Source organism: Flavobacteriaceae bacterium GSB9 (genome assembly GCA_022749295.1).
In the GTDB taxonomy this organism is placed as follows: domain Bacteria; phylum Bacteroidota; class Bacteroidia; order Flavobacteriales; family Flavobacteriaceae; genus Flavisericum.
Map to the genome: position 1 here is coordinate 489,800 of CP062007.1, position 25,613 is coordinate 515,412.

Annotated in this window: 21 protein-coding genes, 1 tRNA gene and 1 pseudogene; 15 read left to right on the forward strand and 8 right to left on the reverse strand. The window is 35.4% G+C overall.

Annotation, left to right across the window (positions count from 1 at the left end):
• Positions 1-23: 23 nt before the first annotated feature.
• The 6 genes from GSB9_00431 to GSB9_00436 all read left to right on the forward strand — a co-directional run bounded on the left by GSB9_00431 (position 24) and on the right by GSB9_00436 (position 4,465).
• A complete protein-coding gene (locus GSB9_00431) occupies positions 24-953 on the forward strand; it encodes a restriction endonuclease (protein ID UKM63885.1) in 930 nt (309 codons plus the stop codon).
• Between the two features lie 140 nt (positions 954-1,093).
• Positions 1,094-1,249 (forward strand): hypothetical protein, encoded by a 156-nt coding sequence (locus GSB9_00432; GenBank protein UKM63886.1) that lies wholly within the window; start codon positions 1,094-1,096, stop codon positions 1,247-1,249.
• Between the two features lie 12 nt (positions 1,250-1,261).
• The gene (locus GSB9_00433) at positions 1,262-1,936 is read left to right on the forward strand and encodes a GNAT family N-acetyltransferase (GenBank protein ID UKM63887.1); all 675 of its coding nucleotides are present in this window, start codon (positions 1,262-1,264) and stop codon (positions 1,934-1,936) included.
• Between the two features lie 775 nt (positions 1,937-2,711).
• Positions 2,712-3,008 carry a helix-turn-helix domain-containing protein gene (locus tag GSB9_00434; protein ID UKM63888.1) on the forward strand — a complete coding sequence of 99 codons (297 nt, stop codon included), beginning with the start codon at positions 2,712-2,714 and terminating at the stop codon, positions 3,006-3,008.
• Positions 3,009-3,247: 239 nt separating this feature from the next.
• The gene (locus GSB9_00435; GenBank protein UKM63889.1) at positions 3,248-3,673 is read left to right on the forward strand and encodes a hypothetical protein; all 426 of its coding nucleotides are present in this window, start codon (positions 3,248-3,250) and stop codon (positions 3,671-3,673) included.
• Positions 3,674-3,823: 150 nt separating this feature from the next.
• The gene (locus GSB9_00436; GenBank protein UKM63890.1) at positions 3,824-4,465 is read left to right on the forward strand and encodes a DUF6266 family protein; all 642 of its coding nucleotides are present in this window, start codon (positions 3,824-3,826) and stop codon (positions 4,463-4,465) included.
• Between the two features lie 157 nt (positions 4,466-4,622).
• On the opposite strand, the gene GSB9_00437 is transcribed toward GSB9_00436, so the two are convergent.
• Positions 4,623-4,707, reverse strand: a tRNA-Ser gene (locus GSB9_00437).
• 184 nt (positions 4,708-4,891) lie between these two features.
• Here GSB9_00437 and GSB9_00438 point away from each other — a divergent pair.
• The 4 genes from GSB9_00438 (at position 4,892) to GSB9_00441 (ending at position 12,099) form a co-directional block, all read left to right on the forward strand.
• Positions 4,892-5,521 (forward strand): NAD(P)H-dependent oxidoreductase, encoded by a 630-nt coding sequence (locus GSB9_00438; GenBank protein UKM63891.1) that lies wholly within the window; start codon positions 4,892-4,894, stop codon positions 5,519-5,521.
• A 127-nt stretch (positions 5,522-5,648) separates the two neighbouring features.
• Positions 5,649-6,845 carry a DegT/DnrJ/EryC1/StrS family aminotransferase gene (locus GSB9_00439; GenBank protein ID UKM63892.1) on the forward strand — a complete coding sequence of 399 codons (1,197 nt, stop codon included), beginning with the start codon at positions 5,649-5,651 and terminating at the stop codon, positions 6,843-6,845.
• A gap of 42 nt (positions 6,846-6,887) precedes the next feature.
• Complete coding sequence (locus GSB9_00440) at positions 6,888-10,772, forward strand: response regulator (protein UKM63893.1); 3,885 nt, start codon at positions 6,888-6,890, stop codon at positions 10,770-10,772.
• A gap of 361 nt (positions 10,773-11,133) precedes the next feature.
• The gene (locus tag GSB9_00441; protein UKM63894.1) at positions 11,134-12,099 is read left to right on the forward strand and encodes a hypothetical protein; all 966 of its coding nucleotides are present in this window, start codon (positions 11,134-11,136) and stop codon (positions 12,097-12,099) included.
• On the opposite strand, the gene ribB is transcribed toward GSB9_00441, so the two are convergent.
• The 6 genes and pseudogenes from ribB to GSB9_00447 form a co-directional block, all read right to left on the reverse strand.
• Positions 12,096-13,256, reverse strand: a complete 1,161-nt coding sequence (gene ribB, locus GSB9_00442) for a 3,4-dihydroxy-2-butanone-4-phosphate synthase (protein ID UKM63895.1) — start codon at positions 13,254-13,256, stop codon at positions 12,096-12,098. The genes GSB9_00441 and ribB overlap by 4 nt on opposite strands.
• A 568-nt stretch (positions 13,257-13,824) precedes the next feature.
• A pseudogene (locus GSB9_00443) lies at positions 13,825-15,243 on the reverse strand (LptF/LptG family permease).
• A gap of 96 nt (positions 15,244-15,339) precedes the next feature.
• Positions 15,340-15,981, reverse strand: coding sequence for an outer membrane lipoprotein carrier protein LolA (locus GSB9_00444; protein UKM63897.1), 642 nt, complete (start codon positions 15,979-15,981; stop codon positions 15,340-15,342).
• A 14-nt stretch (positions 15,982-15,995) separates the two neighbouring features.
• The gene (locus GSB9_00445; protein UKM63898.1) at positions 15,996-18,374 is read right to left on the reverse strand and encodes a DNA translocase FtsK; all 2,379 of its coding nucleotides are present in this window, start codon (positions 18,372-18,374) and stop codon (positions 15,996-15,998) included.
• 107 nt (positions 18,375-18,481) lie between these two features.
• Positions 18,482-18,850, reverse strand: a complete 369-nt coding sequence (locus GSB9_00446; GenBank protein ID UKM63899.1) for a diacylglycerol kinase family protein — start codon at positions 18,848-18,850, stop codon at positions 18,482-18,484.
• Between the two features lie 22 nt (positions 18,851-18,872).
• Complete coding sequence (locus GSB9_00447) at positions 18,873-19,025, reverse strand: hypothetical protein (GenBank protein ID UKM63900.1); 153 nt, start codon at positions 19,023-19,025, stop codon at positions 18,873-18,875.
• 232 nt (positions 19,026-19,257) lie between these two features.
• Here GSB9_00447 and katG point away from each other — a divergent pair, with 232 nt between their 5' ends.
• The 3 genes from katG (at position 19,258) to GSB9_00451 (ending at position 22,328) form a co-directional block, all read left to right on the forward strand.
• Positions 19,258-21,432, forward strand: a complete 2,175-nt coding sequence (katG, locus tag GSB9_00448) for a catalase/peroxidase HPI (GenBank protein ID UKM63901.1) — start codon at positions 19,258-19,260, stop codon at positions 21,430-21,432.
• A gap of 196 nt (positions 21,433-21,628) precedes the next feature.
• Entirely contained in the window at positions 21,629-21,799 is a 171-nt protein-coding gene (locus GSB9_00450; protein ID UKM63903.1) for a hypothetical protein, read from the forward strand.
• Positions 21,800-21,803: 4 nt separating this feature from the next.
• Positions 21,804-22,328 carry a histidine kinase gene (locus GSB9_00451; GenBank protein UKM63904.2) on the forward strand — a complete coding sequence of 175 codons (525 nt, stop codon included), beginning with the start codon at positions 21,804-21,806 and terminating at the stop codon, positions 22,326-22,328.
• A 697-nt stretch (positions 22,329-23,025) separates the two neighbouring features.
• Here GSB9_00451 and fumC read toward each other — a convergent pair.
• A complete protein-coding gene (gene fumC, locus GSB9_00452; protein ID UKM63905.1) occupies positions 23,026-24,423 on the reverse strand; it encodes a class II fumarate hydratase in 1,398 nt (465 codons plus the stop codon).
• Positions 24,424-24,634: 211 nt separating this feature from the next.
• Here fumC and GSB9_00453 point away from each other — a divergent pair, with 211 nt between their 5' ends.
• Both GSB9_00453 and GSB9_00454 read left to right on the forward strand, forming a co-directional pair.
• Positions 24,635-25,276 carry a peroxiredoxin gene (locus GSB9_00453; GenBank protein ID UKM63906.1) on the forward strand — a complete coding sequence of 214 codons (642 nt, stop codon included), beginning with the start codon at positions 24,635-24,637 and terminating at the stop codon, positions 25,274-25,276.
• Positions 25,277-25,370: 94 nt separating this feature from the next.
• Positions 25,371-25,550: a hypothetical protein gene (locus tag GSB9_00454; GenBank protein UKM63907.1), complete on the forward strand. Its 180-nt coding sequence runs from the start codon at positions 25,371-25,373 to the stop codon at positions 25,548-25,550.
• Positions 25,551-25,613 lie beyond the last annotated feature (63 nt).

Genomic DNA, 25,613 nt, shown 5'->3' on the forward strand with positions numbered 1-25,613 from the left:
AACGACATAAATTAAATTGTTACATGGCTACAAATTTAAAAGACCAGATACCAGATTTTCAAACCGTTATGTTGCCCATGTTACAGCTATTGGCAGATGGTAACTCAAAAACATTAAATGAGGTCATGCAGGTCTTGACGCAACATTTTAAGCTAACACCAGAGCATCTTAAAATAAAAGTGCCTAGTGGTCAAATGGGGTTGTTTAGAAATCGCATTGGTTGGACGCGCAGTTATTTAAAAAAGGCAGGGCTAATTTTTTACCCCGAACGTGGTGTTTATCAAATAACCGAAGAGGGTAAAAAGTTCTTAGCAACTAATCCTGCTAAATTACGCATGAAACAATTAGAGCAGTTTCCTAAATATCAAGAATGGCGCAAAACATTTAACGGTACTAATACAAAACAGAAGGAAGTTGTAAACACTTTAGACCAAACACCTGAAGAAGTTTTAGCAGCAACAGTAACCGAATTAAAAAATGAGTTAGCCACAGAGTTGTTAGATAAACTAAAGGAAAATTCGTTTCAGTACTTTGAAAACTTTGTAATTCAGCTGTTGCAAAAAATGGGGTACGGTGAATTTAGAGAAGATGCATCTCAACATACTGGAAAAAGTGGAGACGATGGAGTAGATGGTATCATATCACAAGATAGGTTAGGCTTAGAAAATGTCTATATACAGGCAAAACGTTTTACTAATAATTCGGTTGGTTCTCCGGAAATAAGAAATTTTATAGGCTCATTAGCATTACAAGGTGTAAATAAAGGCGTTTTTTTAACAACAAGTAGGTTCTCGGCAAGTGCAATTCAAACAGCACAAGATAGCAAACAACAAAAAATAGTATTGATAGACGGTAAAGAACTAACAGAATTGGCAATAGAATATAATTTGGGTGTACAAGTAGCAGAAACCATTCAAATTAAAAAGATTGATTTAGACTACTTTGAAGAGTAATGAATAGTTGTTTTATTAAAATTAGTAATGAGTCGTTAAATAAAACGTCTAACTATCAAGTTAATAAAATTGTTAATATTTGTTATTATATTTGTAATGTATAAATATATACTTACATTTGTTCCCATATTAACTAGATTATGGCAATAGCAATTAAATCAATACCTGTATTAAAGGATAAGGCAGCAGCTAGTTTTACTACTAAAATAACTGAAAACTCTGCTAAGCGTTCTTCTATTGATTTTTCTAAGCAATCTTCTGTTGCTGCTAAAATTTTGGAGAAGGCTAAACTGTAATAAATACTAGCTTTGGGATTTTTACTTGATAGCTGCACACTTAAGCCTTTTAATCAAGAAATAATAGATGCTTGTCAGCCTTTTGATTGTGACCATCAAGATTTAAACGATTTTTTCACAAATGATGTAGATAATTATTCTACAGAACTTTTAGGTAAAACATACTGTTTTACTTTAGATGCAGACCCTACTATAATTGTATGTGCATTTACTATTTCAAATGATAGTATCAAAACAACTCATCTACCTAATTCAAGAAAAAAGAGAGTAATAAAGGAAATTCCAAGACCAAAACATATGCGCAGTTATCCTGCTGTGCTTATCGGTCGTTTAGGTGTTCATAAAGATTATAGAAATATTGTAGGTGAAACAGATAATACAGGTAAGCAATTAATGGATTTTATTAAATCTTGGTTTATTGATGGTGCTAATAAAACAGGTTGTAGATTTATTGTTGTTGATTCCTATAATGAACCTAGAGCATTAAGATATTATGCTAAAAATGGTTTTGAAGGCTTATTTACTACTGAAGAACAAGAAAGAGAATTTACAGGAATGAAATCTGTGTTGAATGAAAGGCAGATTTTTTATAATAGGGTTAGAAAGTTTTTTAAACTACCATTAATTGAAATAGAAAAGTTATCATCAAGATTAATGTTTTTTGATTTGATTGTACTTAAAAAATAATATTTCATTAATTCCCCACAAAACAAAACCCAGTTTATTGTTATCACAAAAATCCTCTGTCTTTTGTTTTGTTCCGCTATCCAACGCTCTTGTAATTTTTGGTTACCAACCCTCACATAGCATATTACTTGTTTTATTTAAACAGTTACATTTTAATAAATAGGTACATAAAAAAGTAAAAAGCTATTGCCAACGTCCATACCAAAAACTACCCCAAGCTATGTTTACATAACGGGTAGTTATAATAGCAGCGGATAGACCCACTGCATCACCGAAGCTGTAGTTATAACGCCATTATGTAAAATAGCCGCTTTTCCACGCTCACATCCGACTTTCAATAAAAATCCGAACTAACCTGAAACAATTGTCATTTGAAATTTAAACTTAAAATGATACTTATTCGTTACCTCATTCAAGCTGCAAAAAACGATCGTTAAGTCCAAGTATTCCTTACCTCAAGTCTTTGTTTGTTTCATTTCGTTAACAAATATAAAAGACCACTTTTCCCCACCACCCAAGTCAGCGGTTATAAAAAAATAGATTTAAAAAGTATAGTAATACGCCATAGCACATTACTTTTTATCGTACCTCAAAAAAGTAATAAGCTATTGTCTAAAAGTCCTGTATAAGTAGCCTATTAAATGCTGTTTTTTAAACAACTATTTAAACGCTACCCATACAAACGCTTTATCCAACACTCAATTTTGCAATAACCTATTTTTTTAAGAGTTAATACCCCAAAAAGAGATAATCAATTAATAAAGAAGAAACCAAGATGATTACAAAAACAATTCAAATCACTGAAGTCACAGTAGAAGAATTAGCTGATAAAGTAGCAGATAAATTAATGCTCAAAATTGAAAATTACCTTAAAGACTTATCTAAAAAGAAAAATGATGAAATACTTACAAGACAAGAAGTAGCCGATTATTTAAAGATAAGTTTAGTAACAATACATTCCTGGAATAAATGCGGTATTTTAAAACCAATTCGTATGGGCAACAGAATTTTTTATAAAAAGCAAGACATATTAGATGTTTTAGAACAGAAGACAATAAATAAAAAAAGGTAGCAAATATATGTGGCTACTAAAGCCAACGCTTAAAGGCTATAAAGGTCAAGCCCTACGGGTTTTGAATAAAACTTTTTTCAAATTACTTCTTCTATTTCATTAAACATTTTAATTCAAAAAACTTTTATCCAAAAACCTTGACAGCCTCATCCACGCCACAACAATAGAAGCTATCTTTTTTTCTTTTTAAAAAAATTAATGGTGCGAAGCGTAGCGAAGCAATTTTAAATTGGATAGCTATGCAAACTTTTGAAATGAAAACCCATCGCTCCGGAAGAACCTATACCCAGCCACATTTTTTTATTTTAAACAAAGGGCTTAATAGCGGAAAACCTTTAAAAACGGCTTGTCCTAATTGCTTTGTCGTTACCACACCCACCACAGCCGATAAAGAAACCATTTTCATGTTGTGTATGATGCTGCAAATAGCCGGTTTTTACACCTACTATTTAAAAGGGAGTGTTATTCCATTCATTTCTATAAATGATTGTTTGCAGGTCTTAAAACAAGGCTTAGATAATAGCACTCGTCAAGATCAAGACTTGAAAAAACAGGTAGAAATACTTTCAGCTATTAATCAAAAGCAAATTCAACTACAAAGTACACTATCTAAATTAACAGATTTAAAGAAAGCCTATATACAAGCATATTTTAAATCAAGGTAAAAGAGAGAAAGTGGAGGTAAACAAACCTAAAAGAAGATTTAAATTTTGTCTATACGGTATATTTAATAAGAATTTAATCCAAATAGGGGTTGACTCTATATTAAGTCCGTACCAACTCCGAATGAGTATTAATTTAAAATTATTATAGTTATGGGAAAAATAGCCCAAGGAATCCTAGGAGGATTATCAGGAAAAGTAGGTAATGTTATTGGTGGTAGCTGGAAAGGAATTGATTATTTAAGAATTAAGCCTTCTAGTGTTGCTAATCCAAGAACAGTAGGACAGGTAAATCAAAGAAATAAGTTTGCTGTAACATTAGAATATTTGCAACCTAACATTGCCTTTATTCAAAAAGGGTATAAGAATTATGCTGTTAAAAAAACAGAGTTTAATGCAGCGATGTCTTATGTTTTGAATAATGCAATTACTGGTATTGAACCTAATTTTAATGTGGATTATGCAACAGCTTTATTAAGTCGAGGTAATTTATCGAGTGCTTTAAACCCTGGAACAGATTTAACAACAGCAGGTCAAGTTACATTTACCTGGGATGATAATTCAACGGAAGGTAATGCAAATGCAACTGATAAAGCGATGTTATTAGTTTATAATCCAACGAAAAAAGAGTCTATATCTCAATTGGAAGGAGCTGCTAGGACAGTAGGTACTGAAATAGTAAATATTCCTGCAACTTATACCGGAGATAATGTAGAGCTTTTTATGGCTTTCATTTCTGAGGATGGTTCACAGCTTTCAAATAGCGTTTATTTAGGTAGTGGTACGGCATCTTAAAAGTGATCCTAAATAATTGTTTTAAAAACCGTTACATTTAATTGTAGCGGTTTTTTTATACATTTTTATAATAAAATTATGTGGGGATTATGTGGGGAAATGTGACAAACAAAAAACCGCAAAAGCTTTAAAATTAAGCGATTACGGTTTTAATAAGCGGAGAAAGAGGGATTCGAACCCCCGGAGGTGTGACCCTCAACAGTTTTCAAGACTGCCGCATTCGACCACTCTGCCATTTCTCCTTGAGTGCCTCATCAAGCTATTTGCTTGAATGCGGGTGCAAATATAGAATCCTTTTTTAATTCTTTCAAATAAAAGCACGATTTTTTTAAAAGAAATTTTCAATGTGTAAAAGGACATATTTTTTGCTACAATGGGTAAAAACAAAATCACAAATCTTATTTTTGCACAAAATTACGTGTAAGAATGGATACGATTAAACAGTTAAAGTGGCGCTATGCAACCAAAAAGTTTGATGCTGAAAAAAAACTTTCAGAAGCCAAATTAAATGTAGTAAAACAAGCCTTTAATCTTACGGCTACTTCCTTTGGACTACAAACCATAAAACTTATTCTTATTGAAGATAAAGATTTAAGGTTACCATTATTAAAGCACGCATACTATCAAAAACAGGTGGTAGATGCCTCGCATTTGCTAGTTATTTGCATTCAAAAAGATATTTTGCAAAACGATGTCAAACAATACTATAATAATATAAAAGATACACGAAAGACTCCAGAAAGCATCTTAAAGCCGTACAGAGAAAGTCTTATAGAAATGATTGAAAAAATGTCGGTGAAAGAACGCCAGCAATGGTCAACCAATCAAGCTTATATCGCTTTGGGCAACCTAATGACCGTCTGTGCCATCGAAGGCATCGATTCTTGCCCAATGGAAGGTTTCGTTCCAGAAAAATACGACGACATCCTAAAATTAGAAGAAAAGGGACTCAAATCGGTGTTGCTGCTTCCCATAGGTTACCGGGCCGACGACGATATGTTTTCCGCATTTAAAAAGGTAAGAAAACCAATAAAGGAAGCCGTAATAGAAATATAAATAATTTGGGCGTTACCGCTAGGGTCGGGCTTTACGCTATATCTTTTTTTCGTGCCTCAAAAAAGGATGTCACTGCAATCCCTAACGCCACCCAACTATATAAACAAAGAAAGAACAAAAATATATTATGCCAGGATTTGAACTATTTGGAGAACAAGAAAGAAAAGAAGTTAACGATGTTTTAGACAATGGTGTGCTTATGCGCTATGGTTTCGATGGTATGCGAAATGGTCATTGGAAAGCCAAAGAACTCGAAGCAGCGTTGCAAAATACGTTTCAGTCCAACCACGTTCAATTGGTATCCAGTGGTACAGCAGCGGTTTCTGTGGCTTTGGCTTCGGCGGGTGTAGGAGCAGGCGATGAGGTTATAATGCCAACATTTACTTTTGTGGCCAGTTTCGAGGCTATTATGATGCTTGGTGCTGTCCCTGTTTTAGTAGATATCGACGATACTTTAGGCTTAAATCCCGATGCTGTAATAGAAGCCATAACCCCAAAAACAAAAGCCGTAATGGTTGTTCAAATGTGTGGGAGTATGGCTAATATGGACACTTTAAAAGATATTTGTAACGCGCATAATTTACTCTTGGTTGAAGATGCTTGCCAGGCAATTGGAGGCGCGTATAAGGGAAAACCTTTAGGAAGTGTTGGTGATTTAGGTTGCTTTTCGTTCGATTTTGTAAAGACCATAACTTGCGGTGAAGGCGGTGCCGTAGTAACCAACAACAAGGATTATTATTTGAATGCCGACCACTATAGTGACCACGGTCATGACCACATTGGAAATGATAGAGGCGCCGAAACACATCCGTTTTTAGGTTATAACTTCAGAATATCTGAATTGCATGCCGCTGTAGGTTTGGCACAGGTAAAACGCTTACCCGAATTTTTAGAAATTCAAAGAAAATATCTTAAGATTTTTCAGGATACCTTATCCCAAATTCCAGAAGTAACCCTAAGAGCAGTACCTGAAGGGGGCGAGGAAAGTGGTGCCTTTTTTAATTTTTTCTTACCCAACTTAGAGACCGCAAGGCAAGTTATTCAGGCTTTTAAGGAAGAAGGCGTTGATGTTTGCTGGAATTATTTCGATAATAATTGGCATTACATTCGTAAATGGGATCACTTAAAAAACCTAAAATCACTTTTTCCAATTTCCAATGAAGTTAAGGAAGGCCTGCAATACCTGCTAAATAAGGATTTTTCAAAATCAGATTATTATATTGGACGAAATATTTCCTGTTTAATAAAATTATCGTGGACAGAAGAGGAGGTTAAAGCTAGAGCACAAAAAATGTCTGAAATTATCGCAAGGATTGTGAGTTAGATGTTCGGAACATTTTTGTAAGTTTATGGGTAAATCCTGTAAATGAATTATTTAAAAACCATTCTTATATTTTTATTGTCCTTTGCAGCCTTAGCGCAAAGCCATAAAGAACAAATGGCTTTTAGGAGTTTAACGGTAAAGCAAGGCTTGTCGCAGAACAGTGTTATAAGTATGGCCCAAGATTCTATTGGGTACATGTGGTTTGCTACCCAAGATGGACTAAACAGGTATAATGGTAGGACATTTAAGCAATACAACAAGCAATTTGAAGATATAACCCGCGCTACTTTCAGTAATTTAGGCAAGGTTTACTTTGATAAGCAAAATAGACTTTGGATTATTACGCATTCTGGTCAATTAGAGCTTTATCAGCCAAAAACTGACGATTTCAAAAGCATGAGCCTGCCATTTCGGGCAAGTACTGTTTTTCAAGACGAGCAATTAAATTTATACATAGGCTCTTATGGCGACGGACTTTTTAAAGTTGATGCCCAGACAAAAGATACGGTATCTATATTTAAAAACACCGATAAATCAAGTACGGTTTACAATATTGTACAGGCCGAAAAAGAAATTATGGTTGCTGCCTCAGGAGCAGTTTATAAAGTTTATGCAAATGGCCGATATGCCAAAGTAGATGTAAAAACCAATAAAGAAACCAATTTTAGTACGCTAGAACAAGACAGCGCAGGTGGTTTTTGGTTAGGGGCTTATGGTAATGGCTTGTTTTATATGTCCGAAAACAGTAATGTGTTTATAAGGTACAGCCATGAAAACTTGCCTAACGATTTAAACATAGAAGACCTTCTCATAGATAGTAAAAACCGACTTTGGATTGCGACTTATAGCGATGGCGTATATTTAATAGACTTCCCTACCAATTCGGTCAAGAATTTTAAAGCTAACAAAAATAATCCGTTTGCAATACATTACAACGATATGTTGTGTTTGTATGAAGATATTACTGGTTTAATATGGATTGGTTCTGATGGCACAGGGGCTAGTTATTACGACGAGCACTTAATTAAATTTAATATCCTGACCAATAATCAGGTACCGCGGAATGTCAATGTTGATATGATAAGGAGTTTTACAACAGATAGAAAACATAATTTTTGGATTGGTACATCAGGCAAAGGTTTAACGTATTACAACGCGCAAGACGAAACTTTTAAAACATTCACCAACCACAATTCCCCTTTAAACAGTAGCCGCATTATAAGTTTAAACTATTTCGAGGATGAGCTTTGGGTGGGCCATCAAGGCTATGGACTTAATATTATAGATGGTTCAGGTAATTACAAAGACTTTCCTGAATTGAAAAATCATACTATTTGGCGGATTTTAGAAGAATCAAAAAACCGTAGATGGTTAGCAACAGAACGCCATGGAGTCATTTTGTTTGATAAAAATGATGGTATTATTAAGCAATTTAATTCCGAAAATTCAGGGTTGGCACAAAACAATATACGTGCCTTTATTAAGGGCGAACATGATGATTTTTGGATAGGTACCGATAATAAGGGGGTTTTTAAACTTGATAACAGAATAGACAAAGTTTCAAAAATAAAAGGGCTGGATAATAAAATAAAGTCATTGTTTTTTGAAAATCAAACCTTATGGGTTGGTACCTTTGGCGCTGGTTTAAAAAAGTATAATATTTTAGATAAAACCATTAAAACCTATACCGAAAAAGACGGGCTCCCCAATCAGGTGGTTTATGGTATTTTACCCGATAGCGATAAAAATTTATGGTTGAGTACAAATAACGGTTTGTGCCGTTTTAATCCAAAAAATGAAGGTATTGAAGTCTTTACTATTGATGATGGTTTACAGGATACCGAGTTTAATACCGGAGCTTATTTTAAAGACGCTAGAGGCACGCTCTATTTTGGTGGGCTTGAAGGGCTCAATTGGTTCAATCCAGAAAAACTGACTTACAACAAGGAAAAACCTAAAACCATAATATCGAAGTTTGAAGTTTTTTCTAAAGAACGCCCCTTGGCAAATCATTCTGAATTAAAGTATAACCAAAATACTGTTACTTTTACGTTTTCTAGCCTACATTTTGCGCAACCAGAACGAAACCAATACAAATATCGGCTTCTAAATTATGAAGATCATTGGGTATCACCTAAGGATGTGAATTTTGCACATTACACGAATTTACCACCAAATACTTATACGTTTCAGGTTATTTCTTCCAATTATGATGGTGTTTGGAACGATAATCCAGCGTCGTTTACCTTTACCATTTTAAAACCATGGTACTTAACGGGAGGTATGAGAGTATTTTACGTTTTATTGTTTTTTTTACTCCTTTTGGGTATTTATAGGTATTTGAAATTTAGGTGGAATGTAAAAACACAACTGCAATTAGAACATGCTGAAACCGAACGTTTAAAAAAATTAGACGAGTTTAAAACCAAGCTTTACACCAATATTTCACATGAGTTTAGAACACCACTTACACTTATTTCCGGTCCTATAGACCATCAGCTGTCTAAAGAACATTTAAAACCCGAAGACCGCGAAGAACTTGGTTTGGTAAAGCAAAATGCAAATAGGTTGCTTAATTTAGTAAATCAAATGGTCGATTTGTCTTTAATAGATTCTGGCCAAGCCAGGTTAAAAGTAACTCAAGGAAATTTAAACGTGCTATTAACTCAAATTGTTTCTGCTTTTCAATACAAAGCCTACGAAAAACATATTCAGATTAATAGCTCCATTGAAAATTTAAATAAGGTTTGGTACGATGCCGATGTTATTGAAAAAATAACTTCAAACCTATTGTCAAATGCTATAAAATATGCGCCCAAATCAAGTGATATTATTTTTGATGCTAATAAACAGGACAATGCGTTGGTGCTTTCCGTTATAAATACAAACAACGAGATTGAAAAAAAGGATTTAGGAAAATTATTCGAGCGCTTTTATCAAGATGATGCCACTGCCGAAGGTGTTGGTGTTGGGTTGGCGCTTGTTAAAGAATTGGTGTCGCTTTCAAACGGGAGGGTTCTTGTAAATAGTATCGATACAAATAAAATTCAATTTACAGTGACATTGCCCATTCGTAAAAATGCTTTTAAACCATCAGAAATTGATGATTCTGAAACGGAGGAAGATAAGTTGTCCAGCGAAAACCATTTTGAAGGTAGTTTAAATGATGATAGCCCAGCATTGCTCATCGTTGAAGACGACAAGGATATTCGTTTGTTTATTGCTTCTATCTTTAAGAACTCCTACAAAATTATTGAGGCTGTTAATGGAAAAATTGGGGTAGAAAAAGCGCTAAAGCACATACCAGATTTAATTATTAGCGATGTCATGATGCCGGTTGCAGACGGTATTTATCTATGCAACACGTTAAAGTATAATGAGCTAACGAGCCATATTCCTATAATACTTTTAACAGCTAAGGTAAGCGAGGCTCAGAAAAAAGAAGGTTTGAAAACAGGAGCGGATGCTTACGTTACAAAACCATTTAACCCAGAAACACTTAATCTTCGAGTAGAAAAATTAATAGAAAACCGTAAAATGCTCCAAAAGCATTTCAGCAAGAGTAAGAGTTTTAATGTTGGACCGGAGATAAAAATCTCATCAACCGAAGCAGATTTTTTAAAGCGTTTGAAATCCGTTTTGGGTAAAAATTTAATCAACCCCGATTTTACTAGCGTGGCGTTTGCCGACGCTATGGGTATGAGCAGAACGCAGTTGCACCGAAAATTAAAGGCTATTACAGGGCAAAGTACTTCAGAGTTTATCCGTTTGGAACGCTTAAAACTATCTGTTGAACTGTTGAAGAAATCAGATTCCACGGTTTCAGAAATAGCTTATCAAGTAGGTTTTAACACACCTTCTTATTTCATAAAATGCTTTAAAGAGGTTTACAAATGCACGCCTAACGAGTACACCAACATCGATTAAATACGTTTTTTAAGTTAAAATTGATGTTTTGCTGTTTTTTTTATTGTTGGAACATATCTTGCATACTCTGAAACATATCTTATATCCATGTCGGGCTTGTTCTTTTAATTTAGCAGCAGAAGTAATTGTTGTATCTTAAAGATGGTCAATTCTACGGCAGATAAGAAAGAAGATAAAATCTACATGAGTATAGACCATTTAGATAAAGGTACATATACTTTACATATTTTATTAAAAAATGAAGTTGTAAAAATCGTAGAGATAACAAAAGAATAAAAGAGGCTATTAATCAATCCTTAAATAGGGAAATAACAAAAAGAAAAACTTGGCGCTATTTCCCTATTTTTAATATAACTAAATTATGAAAACAAGAATTCTTTGCTCAGTATTTTTAGCTTTAGTGGCAATAACCTTATGTGGTTGTAAGAATGAAAAAAAAACGAATCCGGTAAAAGAGGAAATAAAAGAGGCTAATAATGTTGTAGAAGAACCAACGAATGTTATAGATATTGTAACACGAAGTATGGAATTTCAAAGTGTTGATACAATACCTTCGGGCTGGAACACTTTTAAATATCAAAATTTATCGAACGAAACACATTTCTTTTTACTCGACAAATATCCTGAGGGTAAAACTGCAGAAAATGCGATGACAGAAATAGCGCCTATTTTTGAAGAGGGTATGGACTTGATAAACGCTGGTAAAGCTGAGGAAGGTTTTAAAGCTTTTGGTAAGCTACCAGAATGGTACGGGAGTATAGTCTTTTCGGGTGGTTCGGGGTTAATCGCCCCAAAGCATACCGCAATAACAACTGTAAAGCTAGATCCTGGCTATTACATCATGGAATGCTACGTTAAAATGCCAAATGGAAAATTCCATACGCTAATGGGAATGGCCAAACCCATAATTGTAGTAGAGCAAGATAGTGATAACCTACCACCGGAAGCGACAATTAACATTACGCTTTCAGGAGAAGAGGGTATAAGCTATGAAGGAACGATAACCAAAGGCAAGCAAATTTTTTCGGTGTTTGTTAAAGATCAAAAACCACATGAAAATTTTATTTGGCATGATATTAACCTTGTAAAGTTAACTGATGATGCCAGCATCGAAGCCCTAGAAGCATGGATGGATTGGTCGGATCCAAAAGGTTTAATTACACCAGTTCCAAACGGGGTGACTTTTTTAGGTGGCGTTAACGATATGCCAGAGGGTTCTACAGGTTATTTTTATGCCGATTTGATACCAGGGAAATATGCCTTCATTTCTGAGGTGCCCAATACCAATGAAAAAGGGCTTTTAAAAACGTTTGAGGTAGTAGATTAATAATTTACATAGTCAACAATTTCTAAACCATAACCAATAAGTCCAACACGTTTGGTTTGTCCAGAGTTCGAAATTAAACGTAATTTATGTATATTTAAGTCGTGAAGGATTTGAGCACCAATACCAAAATCTCTATTGTCCATATTGATTTTTGGTGCTTTAGTGATTGTGCCTTCTTTTTGGTTTTCTTTTAAAAACGATAATCTATTAAGAATGTTTGTAGATTGCGATTCTTGGTTAATGAAGATTATAGCACCTTTTCCGGCATCATTAACAACCTTAAACATTTTGTCTAATTGCTGATCGGCATTGTTGGTAAGGGTGCCCAGAATATCGTTATTAACTAAAGTAGAATTTATTCTGGTAAGTACTTCTTCATTGTCTTTCCATTGGCCTTTTGTTAAGGCTATATGTATTTGATTGTTAGTGGTTTGTTGGTAAGCTCTTAACCTAAAACTTCCAAAACGGGTTTCGATGTCAAAATCTTCTTTTTTATCAATCAGTGAGTCGTGTTGCATGCGGTAGGCAACCAAATCTTCAATAGAAACAATTTTTAGATTTAGTTTTTTAGCAACCTCATAAAGCTGAGGTAAGCGTGCCATTGAGCCGTCTTCATTCATAATTTCAACAATAACACCGGCAGGATTTAACCCTGCCAAACGTGCAAAATCAATAGCAGCTTCGGTGTGTCCGGTTCTTCTTAAAACACCTCCTTCTTTTGCTACCAAAGGAAATATATGGCCTGGTCTAGCCAATTCAAAAGGTTTAGTGTCAGGATCGATTAAAGCTTTAACGGTTTTTGCTCGATCTGCAGCAGAAATCCCAGTGGTAACACCATTACCTCTTAAATCGACAGAAACAGTAAAAGCAGTCTCCATGTGGTCTGTGTTGTTACGTACCATCATATCTAATTCCAGGTCGTTGCAACGCGTTTCGGTTAACGGTACACAAATAAGTCCGCGACCTTGGGTAGCCATAAAATTGATAACCTCAGGAGTTACCTTATCCGCCGCAGCTAAAAAATCACCTTCATTTTCACGGTTTTCATCATCAACAACTATAATAACTTTACCATTCCTAATATCGTCAATTGCTTCTTGAATGGTGTTCAGTTTTATTTCAGAATTGCTTTTATGTGTCATGGTTTCTGCTGTCATGTGGCAAAGATATTGCTTATTTTAAAGAATTTAAACAATTTTGTTTTAAGTCTTCCTTTATTTTTTGATTTAGAAAGAGATAAGTAACGATGTAAAAAGGCAAGCCTAGAATTAATGTAAAAACTTTAGGGCGTTTGCGGGTTTTGCTGATGTGCTTGTAGAATTGAAAGCTATTTTTGATCGATTTTAAATAATAGAATAGGTAGATAACTAATGCAACAACACTTAGCTGAATACCATATTTTGCCAATGATGTTAAGTTGTTATTTTTAAAAACAAAAAATAAGATTAACAGTGCAACCCCAACAATGTACAGTATTTTTGCAAACTTCGCATGGTTTAAGTATTGTTTAGCTATCTGCTCGGTTTTAAGGTAGCTTTTATTGATGGGAATGCCTAATTCGCTGAGTTGATTTGTTTCAATGCCTCTTGATTTTAACAGTTTTATAGCTTCAAATCGAACAGATTCTTTGTGACCAAGTGACTCAAAATTGTTAACGATATCTACGAGTTCATCATTTTTTAGGTTAGAAAGAAATTTATAGTCAACCGAGCTTTTCTCTTTTATTTTTAAAATGCGCTTTAAAGGTTCTAAAACACTATCAAAATCAAAAAGCCCTCGATCTGCTGTAGCTCTTTTGGTTAAAAATATGCCTAGGGGAAGCATAATTAAAGTAGAAAACCAACTGGCCAATATGGGGTTAAAACCACCATTTTTTGCACTATTGGTAGCGAAAATACCGATAAAGTGATAGGTTAAAAATAATAAAATAGCAATGACCATGGGTAAGCCAATACCGCCTTTTCTAATTAATGCTCCTAACGGGGCACCCACAAAAAATAGAATGATACAAGCAAAGGCAAGTGCAAACTTTTCATGAAAGGAAATGATATGTTTATTAAGCCAAGACTTTGAGTTTTTTACGGTTGTTTCTTTTGACTGAATAAGTTGTTGAGATGAAGAAATGTTTCGCAGAGCCGATTCTACTAGTTCTATTTTCTTTTGTGTACTGAATATGTCCAAAAGGTTATCAGTGTATTCCGGTTTGTTGGTGTTATCGGTAGTGGGCTCAGGTTTTTGTATTTGTGGCAAGCCAGACCTTACATTTAAGTTGTTTGAAAAGGTTTCATGATCGGTTTCACTTTTTTTAACGAGCGAATCGATGGTTTTGTCCAAATCAACTACATCCAACATATTGTATTTGTCAGTTTGCGACTGTTCGTCAAAATCAACATCTTCCATGGTTGATAAATCAATGTTGATTATTTTCTTTTCAAAAGTACTTTTGGCAAAAGGTTTTCGGTTTCTTGTTTTTATATTATTTGTTTCAACATCTTTGTATAGATTCCCATCGTTTAGAATGAGTTTTAGAACGTTTGAGTTTTCATTACTTACAAATTTACCCGTTTTCGATTTTATAACCGTTGTATTCTTCAGGCCATTTTTACCTTTTATATGAATTGTAACTCCTTCAAGATCGTATTCCCCAATCTTTTTTTCAACTTTTATATTATAATCAGATTCAGGTATGTCATTAAATTGCCCTGGGGCGATAGCCCATGCAGGATTTGATTTGGCAATATTACGTCTTAGGTTGTAAGAATTAAGTTCGGCCCAAGGAATAACGTTATTAGAAAAGAAAAAAGTTATTATGCCCAACGCAACAATAAAAATACTTAGACCCGACATGGCACGTTGGAGGGAGATTCCGGTAGACTTCATTGCGGCAAACTCATAGTTTTCGGCAAAGCTACCAAATACCATTATTGACGATAACAAAATAGTTAACGGCAGCACCAAAGGAATAAGCTTTGGCATAAAGTAAACCAAAAACTTAACAATTATAATGAGGTCTAAATCTTTACCCGCCAGTTCTTTAATATAAAGCCAAATAGTCTGTAAAATAAAAATCAGCATGAGTATAACAAACACGCTGAAAAAAGTTTTTAGATAAGTAGTTAATATGTAGCGGTCTAGTATTTTCACTCGTTACTCGATAATCAAGATTTAATTAAACGAAGTTTCCCCCGAAATTATTGATGTTTTAAAGCTTTCAATATCTAATGGATTTACCATGTAAGCTTAGTCTAAATCAATTTTATTGATGTAATAGTCTTTGTACTTACTGGCGTCAAAAGTAAATAAGCTTTTTGGAATGGGGATATTTGTTTTAAAAGAATTAACAGTTAACGTTGTTTTGGTGCCGTTATTCCCAACTTGTATTAAATTGTAAATGTGTTTGGTGTTGGCATCAATACCTAAAAGAATGTTTCTTATTTCAGAATTAGAATCGATAGGTGTTAACTTTATGTACTGAATTTTCCTGCCTTTTATGTTTTGTTGAATATCGATAGCATAAGTATAACCATCTTCGTAAAACGATAGCATTTTACTTGGGGTTATAGCTTCATTTTCGTCCTCAATGTGTGATGAAATAGTAACCTCCTCGTCCTCTGGGCTAATGCTGTAAAGGGTTTTTCCATCAAAAAGTCGTGTAACGCCCAAAATATTCAAACGGTACTTGTCACCTTCTAAAACAACATCACCCTTGGTTTCTTGTTTTATGTTTTCTGAAACATTCTCTAATATATATTTAAAATCGAGCGAAATATTTTCGTAGCTTTTTACTTTTTCAGAAACTTCGTTTAACAGTACTTTGGCTTCGTTTTGAGCAAAGGTGTTCATTGAGAAGGAAATCAATAAAATCGCAAATAGTTTTTTCATGTTTTTTTGTGTTGTTATTCGTTTTCTAAAAGTTTTTCAAGGGCGGTAATATCGGGAACCAAAACTTGTCTGGCTTTACTTCCTTCAAAAGGGCCTACAATACCAGCGGCCTCTAATTGATCAATCAATCTTCCAGCCCTGTTATACCCCAATTTTAATTTTCGCTGTAATAATGAAGCAGAACCTTGTTGAGCCGTTACTATAACTATTGCGGCGTCTTTAAACAGCGCATCCCTGTCCGATATATCTACATCAAGACCTGTGCCACTTTCTTCACCAACATACTCAGGAAGCAAGTAAGCATCAGGATACGCTTTTTGCGAGCCTATAAAGTCTGTAATACGTTCTACTTCTGGCGTGTCAACAAAAGCACACTGCACACGAATTAAATCGTTGCCCTGCGTGTAAAGCATGTCACCACGACCAATAAGTTGGTCGGCGCCAGAGCCGTCTAATATGGTACGTGAATCTATTTTTGAGGTCACCCTAAAAGCTATACGTGCCGGGAAATTGGCTTTAATAATACCCGTAATAACGTTAACCGACGGACGCTGGGTAGCAATAATTAAATGAATACCAATAGCCCGAGCCAATTGTGCCAAACGCGCTATTGGTGTTTCTACTTCTTTACCTGCTGTCATGATTAAATCGGCAAACTCATCGACTACCAAAACAATGTACGGCAAAAATTGATGTCCGTCGTTAGGATTAAGCTTTCTCGCTTTAAACTTGGCATTATACTCAACGATATTACGGCACATGGCATTTTTCAGCAGTTCATAGCGGTTGTCCATTTCAATACACAGGGAATTTAGAGTATTGATAACCTTTGTGTTATCGGTAATAATGGCATCTTCGCTATCGGGGAGTTTAGCTAAATAGTGACGTTCAATTTTATTGAAAAGTGTCAGCTCAACTTTTTTAGGGTCGACTAGAATAAATTTGACTTCGGCAGGATGCTTTTTGTAAAGTAATGATGTTAAAACAGCATTCAACCCAACCGATTTACCTTGGCCTGTAGCACCGGCCATGAGCAAGTGAGGCATTTTGGCCAAATCGACTACAAAAGTTTCATTGCTAATGGTTTTTCCTAAGGCAACAGGAAGGTGCATTTCAGAATTTTGGAATTTTTTCGATGCAATTACCGAGCGCATGGAAACGATAGTAGAATTTTTGTTTGGTACCTCAATTCCAATTGTACCTTTTCCTGGAATAGGGGCGATAATCCGAATGCCTAATGCTGAAAGCGACAGCGCAATATCATCTTCTAGGTTTTTAATTTTTGAAATACGAATACCAGCTTCCGGAACAATTTCGTAAAGTGTTACTGTTGGGCCAATGGTCGCTTTAATACTGGAAATTCCTATTTTATAGTTGCTAAGGGTTTCAACAATACGGTTTTTGTTTTCCTCTAGTTCTTCTTGATTGATTTTTATGCCCTCGGTATCATATTTCTTTAGCAGATTGAGGGTTGGAAATTGGTATTTAGCCAATTCTAAGGTAGGATCGAACTGTCCGAAATCCTCAACTAGTTTATTGGCCAAATTATCGGTTTCGGAGGTTTCTTCTTTAACTTCTTCAACTTTTATTTCGAGTTCCTTTTCATTGTCGTCATTTTTACTAACGTTTACCTCTAAAGGAGCAGATTGCTCTTCTTTTTTTGGTGGCTCTGAAGGGGCTTTTTTGTCTTCTAACGGAATTTCAAAAGCCGATTTAATGGCTTCTGCTTCTTCAGAGAGATTATTGTCTAGTGGAACAATAACGTCTTCCTTCATTTCCGAAAGTTCATTTTTAATGTCTTTTTTAGCCGATTTAAAAACCTTGGTAAAGCTATCAAAAGTCACTTTAAACCGAACGGCCAAATAGGTAATCAATCCAAACAACAACAATAGGGCAGTGCCTGTTTTTCCAATATAATCCTGAAGGAAACTGTTGAGTTCAAAACCGATAGTGCCACCTAAAATATCATTTTTGTCACCAAAAAAACCTAATAAAATGGAGATCCATATTATAATAACGATACCCCAAAACCAGTGTTTTCTAAGTTTTGATTTACTAAGGTTCATGAGGACAAATACACCGGAAAGGAATATCAATACAGAGAAAATAAATGACGATAGCCCAAACCCACGCTGAATAAAAAAATCGCTAAGCCATGCTCCAGATTTACTTAGCCAATTTTGCGTTACTACGTCGCGCGATGCAAATTCACTAAGTGTGCTTTGATCGGCTTTCCCTGTAAATAAAAAGGAGACAAAAGAAATAAATAGTAGCAAGCCTAAAATTGCCAAGAAACTTCCCCAAACTAATTTTTGTTGGTTGTTTAGTTTGAATTTAGGTAGGCTAAACCGCTTTTTTGATGATTTATTAGATTTGGATTTCCTTTTGGCCATTAATAAAGGGTGTGGAATTGAAGTTCTTAAATTTATAAATTGTAACGACGTATCTTAACTCAGCAAAAATACAAATTACTAACGTTTATCCTAAAGGATATATTATTTTAAAAAATCTTAGGAATATAAATGATGAGGCCAACAATAACAGCAAAAACAGAGGCAATAAAAACTGCCCCGGCCGCAATGTCTTTTATTTTTCCTATTTTAATATGATACTCTGGGTGTATAAAATTGGCTATTTCTTCAATAGCGGTGTTGGCGCCTTCAACACTCATTACCAAAGCAATGGCCAATATTTGTATCGTCCATTCAGTCGTTGAAATATTATAGTAAAAACCGGCAGCCGTAACGATAAGCCCAATAAAAAATTGAATTTTTATGCTTGGCTCGGTCTTTATCAACAGCACTGCGCCTTTAAGGGCGTAGCCAACGCTTTTTATCCGGTTAATTAAGAAAGGGTCTTTTTTTTGCACTAAAGTTATAAGTATGGTGTTTTTAGTTTAAGGCTTGTAAGGCGGCTTTGTAATCATACAAGGTGGCATCAGTTAAATCTATTTGAGACAATTCAAAATTAGGAGCGGCTGTTCCTAAATTAGGAAGTGCTCCCAATGTATTTATAGGAGATCCTTTTAACGATACTGTTGCCATATAAATTGTTTTATTTTTTGATAAAAATAGTGATTATTGATTGTCCCGTAATAAAATTATTAAAACTAAATTTTACTTGTAAGTTAATTATTTATTTAGTGGGCTTATTAATGGTTATGGTTTTATAATTATTATCGATTAAATAATAATTTAAATAAATGAAATTGCTACAAATTGCGTTCTAAAATTATTAAATTTATAAAAATTACAAACTTTTTAAATCAAAATAATAATGGAGAATAAAGCAAACGGTTCGTCTATGGGCAAATGCCCGTTCCACCATGGAGGAAATACTGAAAATAAAAAATCGGTCACAGACTGGTGGCCTAACGGATTGAATCTCGATATTTTACACCAACACGATGTTAAAACTAATCCGCTAGGTACAGATTTCAACTATCATGAGGAATTAAAAAAATTAGACGTTGAAGCCCTAAAAAACGACCTTAAAAATTTAATGACCGATAGCCAAGAATGGTGGCCTGCCGATTGGGGTCATTACGGCGGGTTGATGATTCGTATGGCATGGCACGCTGCAGGGACGTATAGAACTTCTGATGGTCGCGGTGGCGGCGGTACAGGTAACCAACGTTTTGCTCCACTTAATTCTTGGCCGGACAATGTGAGTTTAGATAAGGCCAGGCGTTTACTGTGGCCAATCAAGAAAAAATATGGAAATAAAATAAGCTGGGCCGATTTAATCATTTTGGCCGGAACTATGGCATACGAAAGTATGGGACTAAAAAGCTATGGTTTTGCTTTTGGTCGCGAAGATATATGGCACCCAGAAAAAGATATTTACTGGGGAGCAGAAAAAGAATGGCTTGCACCGAGTGATGAGCGCTATGAAAATGTTGATAGCCCAGAAACTATGGAAAATCCATTGGCAGCTGTACAAATGGGCTTAATTTACGTCAATCCTGAGGGTGTTAACGGTCAACCAGACCCATTAAAAACTGGCGCTCAAGTTCGAGAAACTTTCAAGCGCATGGCTATGAACGACGAAGAAACGGTTGCGTTAACGGCAGGTGGCCATACGGTTGGTAAAATGCACGGTAATGGCGATGCTAGTATTTTAGGGCCTAATCCAGAAGCCGCTCAAGTAGAGGAGCAAGGTTTTGGCTGGGCTAATCCCACGAGAACGGGTAAAGGTCGTGATGCTGTTACCAGTGGTATTGAAGGTGCTTGGACAACTAACCCAACAAAATGGGATAATGGTTATTTTGAAATGCTTTTTAACCACGAATGGGAATCTCGTAAAAGTCCGGCAGGAGCGTGGCAATGGGAGCCCGTAAGCATAAAAGACGAAGACAAGCCCGTAGATGTTGAGGATTTTTCAATTCGACATAACCCTGCTATGACCGATGCAGATATGGCTATGAAAATGGATCCGGTTTATAAAGAGATATCTTTGAAGTTTAAAGACGATTTTGATGCATTTTCAGATGCTTTTGCCCGCGCTTGGTTCAAGTTAACACACCGTGATATGGGACCTAAAGACCGTTGGTTTGGTCCTGATGTCCCGAAAGAGGATTTAATTTGGCAAGACCCTATTCCCAAAGGAAAGAAAGGTTATGATGTAGATGTCGTAAAATCGAAAATTACAAATTCAGGCTTGAGTATTTCAGAAATGGTATCTACCGCTTGGGATAGCGCTAGAACGTTTAGAGAATCAGATTATAGAGGCGGTGCCAATGGTGCCCGTATTCGTTTAGCGCCTCAAAAAGATTGGCAAGGCAATGAGCCCGAACGATTATCAAAAGTATTATCTGTTTTAGAGCCCATAGCTTCAGAGTTTGGAATTAGCATAGCAGATACCATTGTTTTGGCAGGGAATGTTGGGCTTGAAAAAGCCATTAAAAATGCCGGAATGCACATTGCGGTACCATTTGCGCCTGGTCGTGGTGACGCAACAGCAGAAATGACTGATGTAGAGTCTTTTGAACCCTTAGAACCTTTGGCAGATGGCTATAGAAACTGGCAGAAAAAAGAGTATTTAGTAAGTCCGGAAGAATTATTATTGGACCGCACACAACTTATGGGGTTAACGGCACCTGAAATGGTTGTATTGGTCGGTGGTATGCGTGTTATGGGTACAAATTATGGTTGTACTAAACACGGTGTTTTTACAGAAACCGAAGGCGCTTTAACCAACGACTTTTTTGTTAACCTTACCGACATGTCGTACAAATGGAAACCTACCGATAATGGTATTTATGAAATCATAGACCGAAAAACAGGAAAAGTTAAATGGACGGCCACACGGGCAGACCTTGTTTTTGGTTCGAATTCTATTTTAAGGGCTTACGCCGAAGTATATGCTCAAGATGACAACAAAGAAAAATTTGTAAACGACTTTGTTGCTGCTTGGGTTAAAGTGATGAATGCCGACCGCTTTGACATATAAGAGTCCATAAAAACCTGTTCATAAAAAAACCACTTCTCTTGAAGTGGTTTTTTTTTGTTTTTACCAGTAGTAGAAACGAAAATGGACTCAACTCTAACGTTTGTTGCTTGAAAAGCTTCAAATAAAAATTCCCTATTTATAGATGCGGGCATTAAGATTACTTTGGCTGCTTATTAACCCAAAATAATCTAAAAACATGAAAACAAATCTACTTTTTCTAATCACATTATTTTTGGTTGCGATAGGCTATTCGCAAACCTTTCCCGAAAATTTTATTACCTATAATGTTACTTCTTCTAATACGGTAGAAATAACCGATTATAACAATGCTGGCGGTATCCCGGTTACAATACCATCAGCAATTTAAAACGTTGAGCGATAGCCTTTTTAATAAGGAGAATATCGAAAAAAATTCCCGGTTAGAATACGAGTATAAATACAAACAAGCATTGGATTCTACAAGCATTAGAGAATTGCAACTAAAGAAAACAGTTACCGCAGTCAATAAAAGCTTAGCAAAAACCCAACGTAATTATTTATGGGCCATTATAAGTGTCCTTTTGGTTTCAATCTTGTTAGGTTCAATTATTTTTTATGAAAAGCTAATAAACGAAAAATCCAAAACGCAGCACGCCATTATGGAACAGAAATTATTGCGCTCGCAAATGACCCCACATTTTATATTTAATTCCTTATCTGTTTTTCAGGGGATGATTTTAAATAAAGAAGAAACAAAGTCGATTCGTTATCTCTCTAAATTCTTAAAACTGTTGCGCATAACATTGGAAAACTCAAGAGAAAAAATGGTTTTTGTTATCGCAGGAATTAATAGCTATAAAAGTGTTAAAGAAGCCGTAGTAGTCGCTCGGGCATGTAAGCCAGGTTTAGTGTTTTAGATGTTAACATCACTGATGGTAATGCTCTTGATTTTTTAGAGCAAACAGAAAACCTAAGCTTCAAAGTCATTTTTATAACAGCTTATAAGGAATATGCATTAAAGGCGCTTAAAGTTGGAGCAGTTGATTACCTCCTAAAGCCTGTCGATTTAGAGGAGCTTGAAATAGCATTAAATAAAGTAGAAAAAATTCCTGTAGCAAAACAAAAGGAGCAGATTAAGCTTGTATAGCAGGTATTTTCTGGTGGTAAACCTAAGTTGATATTGTCGCTTCATGATAGTTTTTAGGTAGTCGATCTGCCTGAATTGTTTTATTGTGAATCAGATAAAGGATATACAACCTTTTATTATGTTGGGAATAAAAAATATATTGTTTCAAAAACCTTAAAGGATTTTGGAGAACAGCTTTCGCTGCAAGTTTTGTCCGCCCCTACCAATCTTATATGGTGAATTTAGAACATATCGATAAATATGAAAAATCGGGTACCATCCATTTAAAGAACTGTAAAAAAATACCAGTATCGGCACGAAAGAAATAATATTTTATAACCACCTTTTTTAATTGTATGGATCGTTTTAAAGTAGATTAAGTACAATAAAATATAGCAAAATAAAACCCCTTGAACATTTGGTTTAATGTTCAAGGGGTTATATATTATAGTTTAACAAGTAAGTATTATAGCCGCTATTAGGTTAGCTTATTTCAAGCTTCCAACCATATCTTCTGGTTTTACCCATTCGTCGTATTCTTCGGCAGTAACATACCCCAAATTAATGGCTTCTTCCTTTAAGGTTGTACCGTTTTTATGGGCTGTATTCGCTATTTCGGCAGCTTTATAATAACCTATTTTGGTGTTTAGGGCCGTTACCAGCATTAATGAGTTGTTAAGTAATTTGGTAATAACCTCGTGATTAGGTTCAATACCAACGGCACAATTTTCTTCAAAACTAACGCAAGCATTACCTATTAATTCAGCAGATTGTAACACATTTGCAGCCATAACGGGCTTGAATACGTTAAGTTCGTAGTGTCCTTGAAGGCCACCAACCGAAACCGCAACATCGTTACCCATAACTTGGGCACAAACCATGGTTAAGGCTTCGCATTGTGTTGGGTTTACTTTACCTGGCATGATTGAACTTCCTGGTTCGTTGGCAGGTATAATAATCTCACCAATACCAGAACGCGGGCCTGAGGCCATCAGCCTAATATCATTGGCTATTTTATTTAATGAAACGGCCAGTTGTTTTAATGCGCCATGTGTTTCTACTAAGGCGTCGTGTGCGGCCAAAGCTTCAAATTTATTAGGGGCAGTTACAAAAGGTAAACCAGTAAATTCTGCGATATATTCTGCAACACGCTTGCTGTAACCTTTTGGGGTATTCAAACCTGTTCCAACAGCAGTGCCTCCAAGAGCCAATTCGCTTAAGTGCGGTAAGGTGTTCTCAAGTGCTTTTAGACCGTGGTTCAACTGGGCCACATAGCCAGAAAGTTCCTGGCCTAAAGTTAAGGGCGTAGCATCCATTAAATGGGTTCTGCCAATTTTCACCACATTTTTGAAGGCTTCAGATTTTTTGTTGAGTGTATTGCGCAATTGCTTAACTCCTGGAATGGTAGTTTCAACAATCTTCTTGTAAGCGGCAATGTGCATGCCAGTAGGGAAGGTGTCGTTTGATGATTGCGATTTGTTAACGTCATCATTAGGCTGTATTGTTTTTTCACCATCGCCAATAACATTTCCGGCCAACTGATGCGCTCTATTAGCAATAACCTCATTAACGTTCATGTTACTTTGTGTGCCAGAACCTGTTTGCCAAATAACCAAAGGAAACTGGTCGTCGTGTTTGCCTTCTAAAATTTCATCACAAACACTTGCGATTAAGTCACGCTTATCAACAGGTAAAACACCCAATTCGCAATTGGTGTAAGCTGCAGCTTTTTTTAAATAAGCAAAACCATAAACTATTTCTAATGGCATGGATGCCGCTGGGCCAATTTTAAAGTTATTTCTAGAGCGTTCTGTTTGTGCGCCCCAAAGTTTATCAGCAGGTACTTTTACCTCACCCATGGTGTCTTTTTCTATTCTGTAACTCATCTTTTAGGTAGTTAAATTTAAAGTTGCTAAGTTAATGTTTTTAACAGCTTTGTCTATTGATTTTTGTTAGTTTTTATTAGAGGTTTTTAACATATAAATAACGGTTATAAGTTTAAAAACTGCCCATAATTAATTACATTAGCTTTAACTAGAGTTCAAAGAATTTGAGCAATAAATGAAATAGTAACTTTAACTAAATAATCAAAATATTATGGCAACAATTAGATTAGGAGATGAAGCTCCAAATTTTACTGCGCAATCTACCGAAGGCGAAATAAATTTTCACGAATGGTTAGGTGATGGTTGGGGTATTTTATTTTCGCATCCAGCCGATTATACACCAGTTTGTACTACCGAATTGGGAACAGTGGCCAAGTATAAAGATGAGTTCGACAAGCGCAACGTTAAAGTTGTTGCACTTAGTGTTGACGGACTGGAATCGCACAAAGGATGGGTTAATGATATTAATGAAACCCAAAATACCACAGTGAATTTCCCTATTATTGCAGACGAAGACAAAAAGGTATCCAACCTTTACGATATGATTCACCCAAACGCAGATAGTAATGCTACGGTACGTTCGGTTTTTGTTATTGGGGATGACAAAAAGGTGAAACTTATTATTACGTATCCAGCTTCAACAGGACGAAATTTTGATGAACTTTTACGTGTTATCGATTCATTACAACTTACAGCATACCATAAAGTGGCCACACCTGCAAACTGGAACAATGGTGATGATTGCGTTGTTGTTCCTGCTGTTGAGACCAAAGATATTCCCGCAATATTCCCTAAAGGATTTAAAGAGGTTAAACCATATTTACGCATGACACCACAACCGAATTTAGATTAGTGGAAAACTATGTTAATAAATTTAACAATGATATTGTATAAGTACAGCCTTTGCATTATCTTTGCGTAAGATTTTTTAAAAGACACTTATAATTATGTTTGATTTTGACCAATATTTAGGCTTTTTAGCATTCTTAACTATCTTAACTATAGGGTTTTGGTTAATGATATTTTTGTTAACCTTTGTAATTCCTTATTGGATTGGAGGTTCTTTAATTGAAAGATTAAAAGAAATTAGGGAAGAAAAAAAAGCTAAGCGTGAAGCAGGTCATTAAATAACACTAACTTTTTAGATATAAAAAAAGGAAGTTCAAAATTGAACTTCCTTTTTTTTTGTT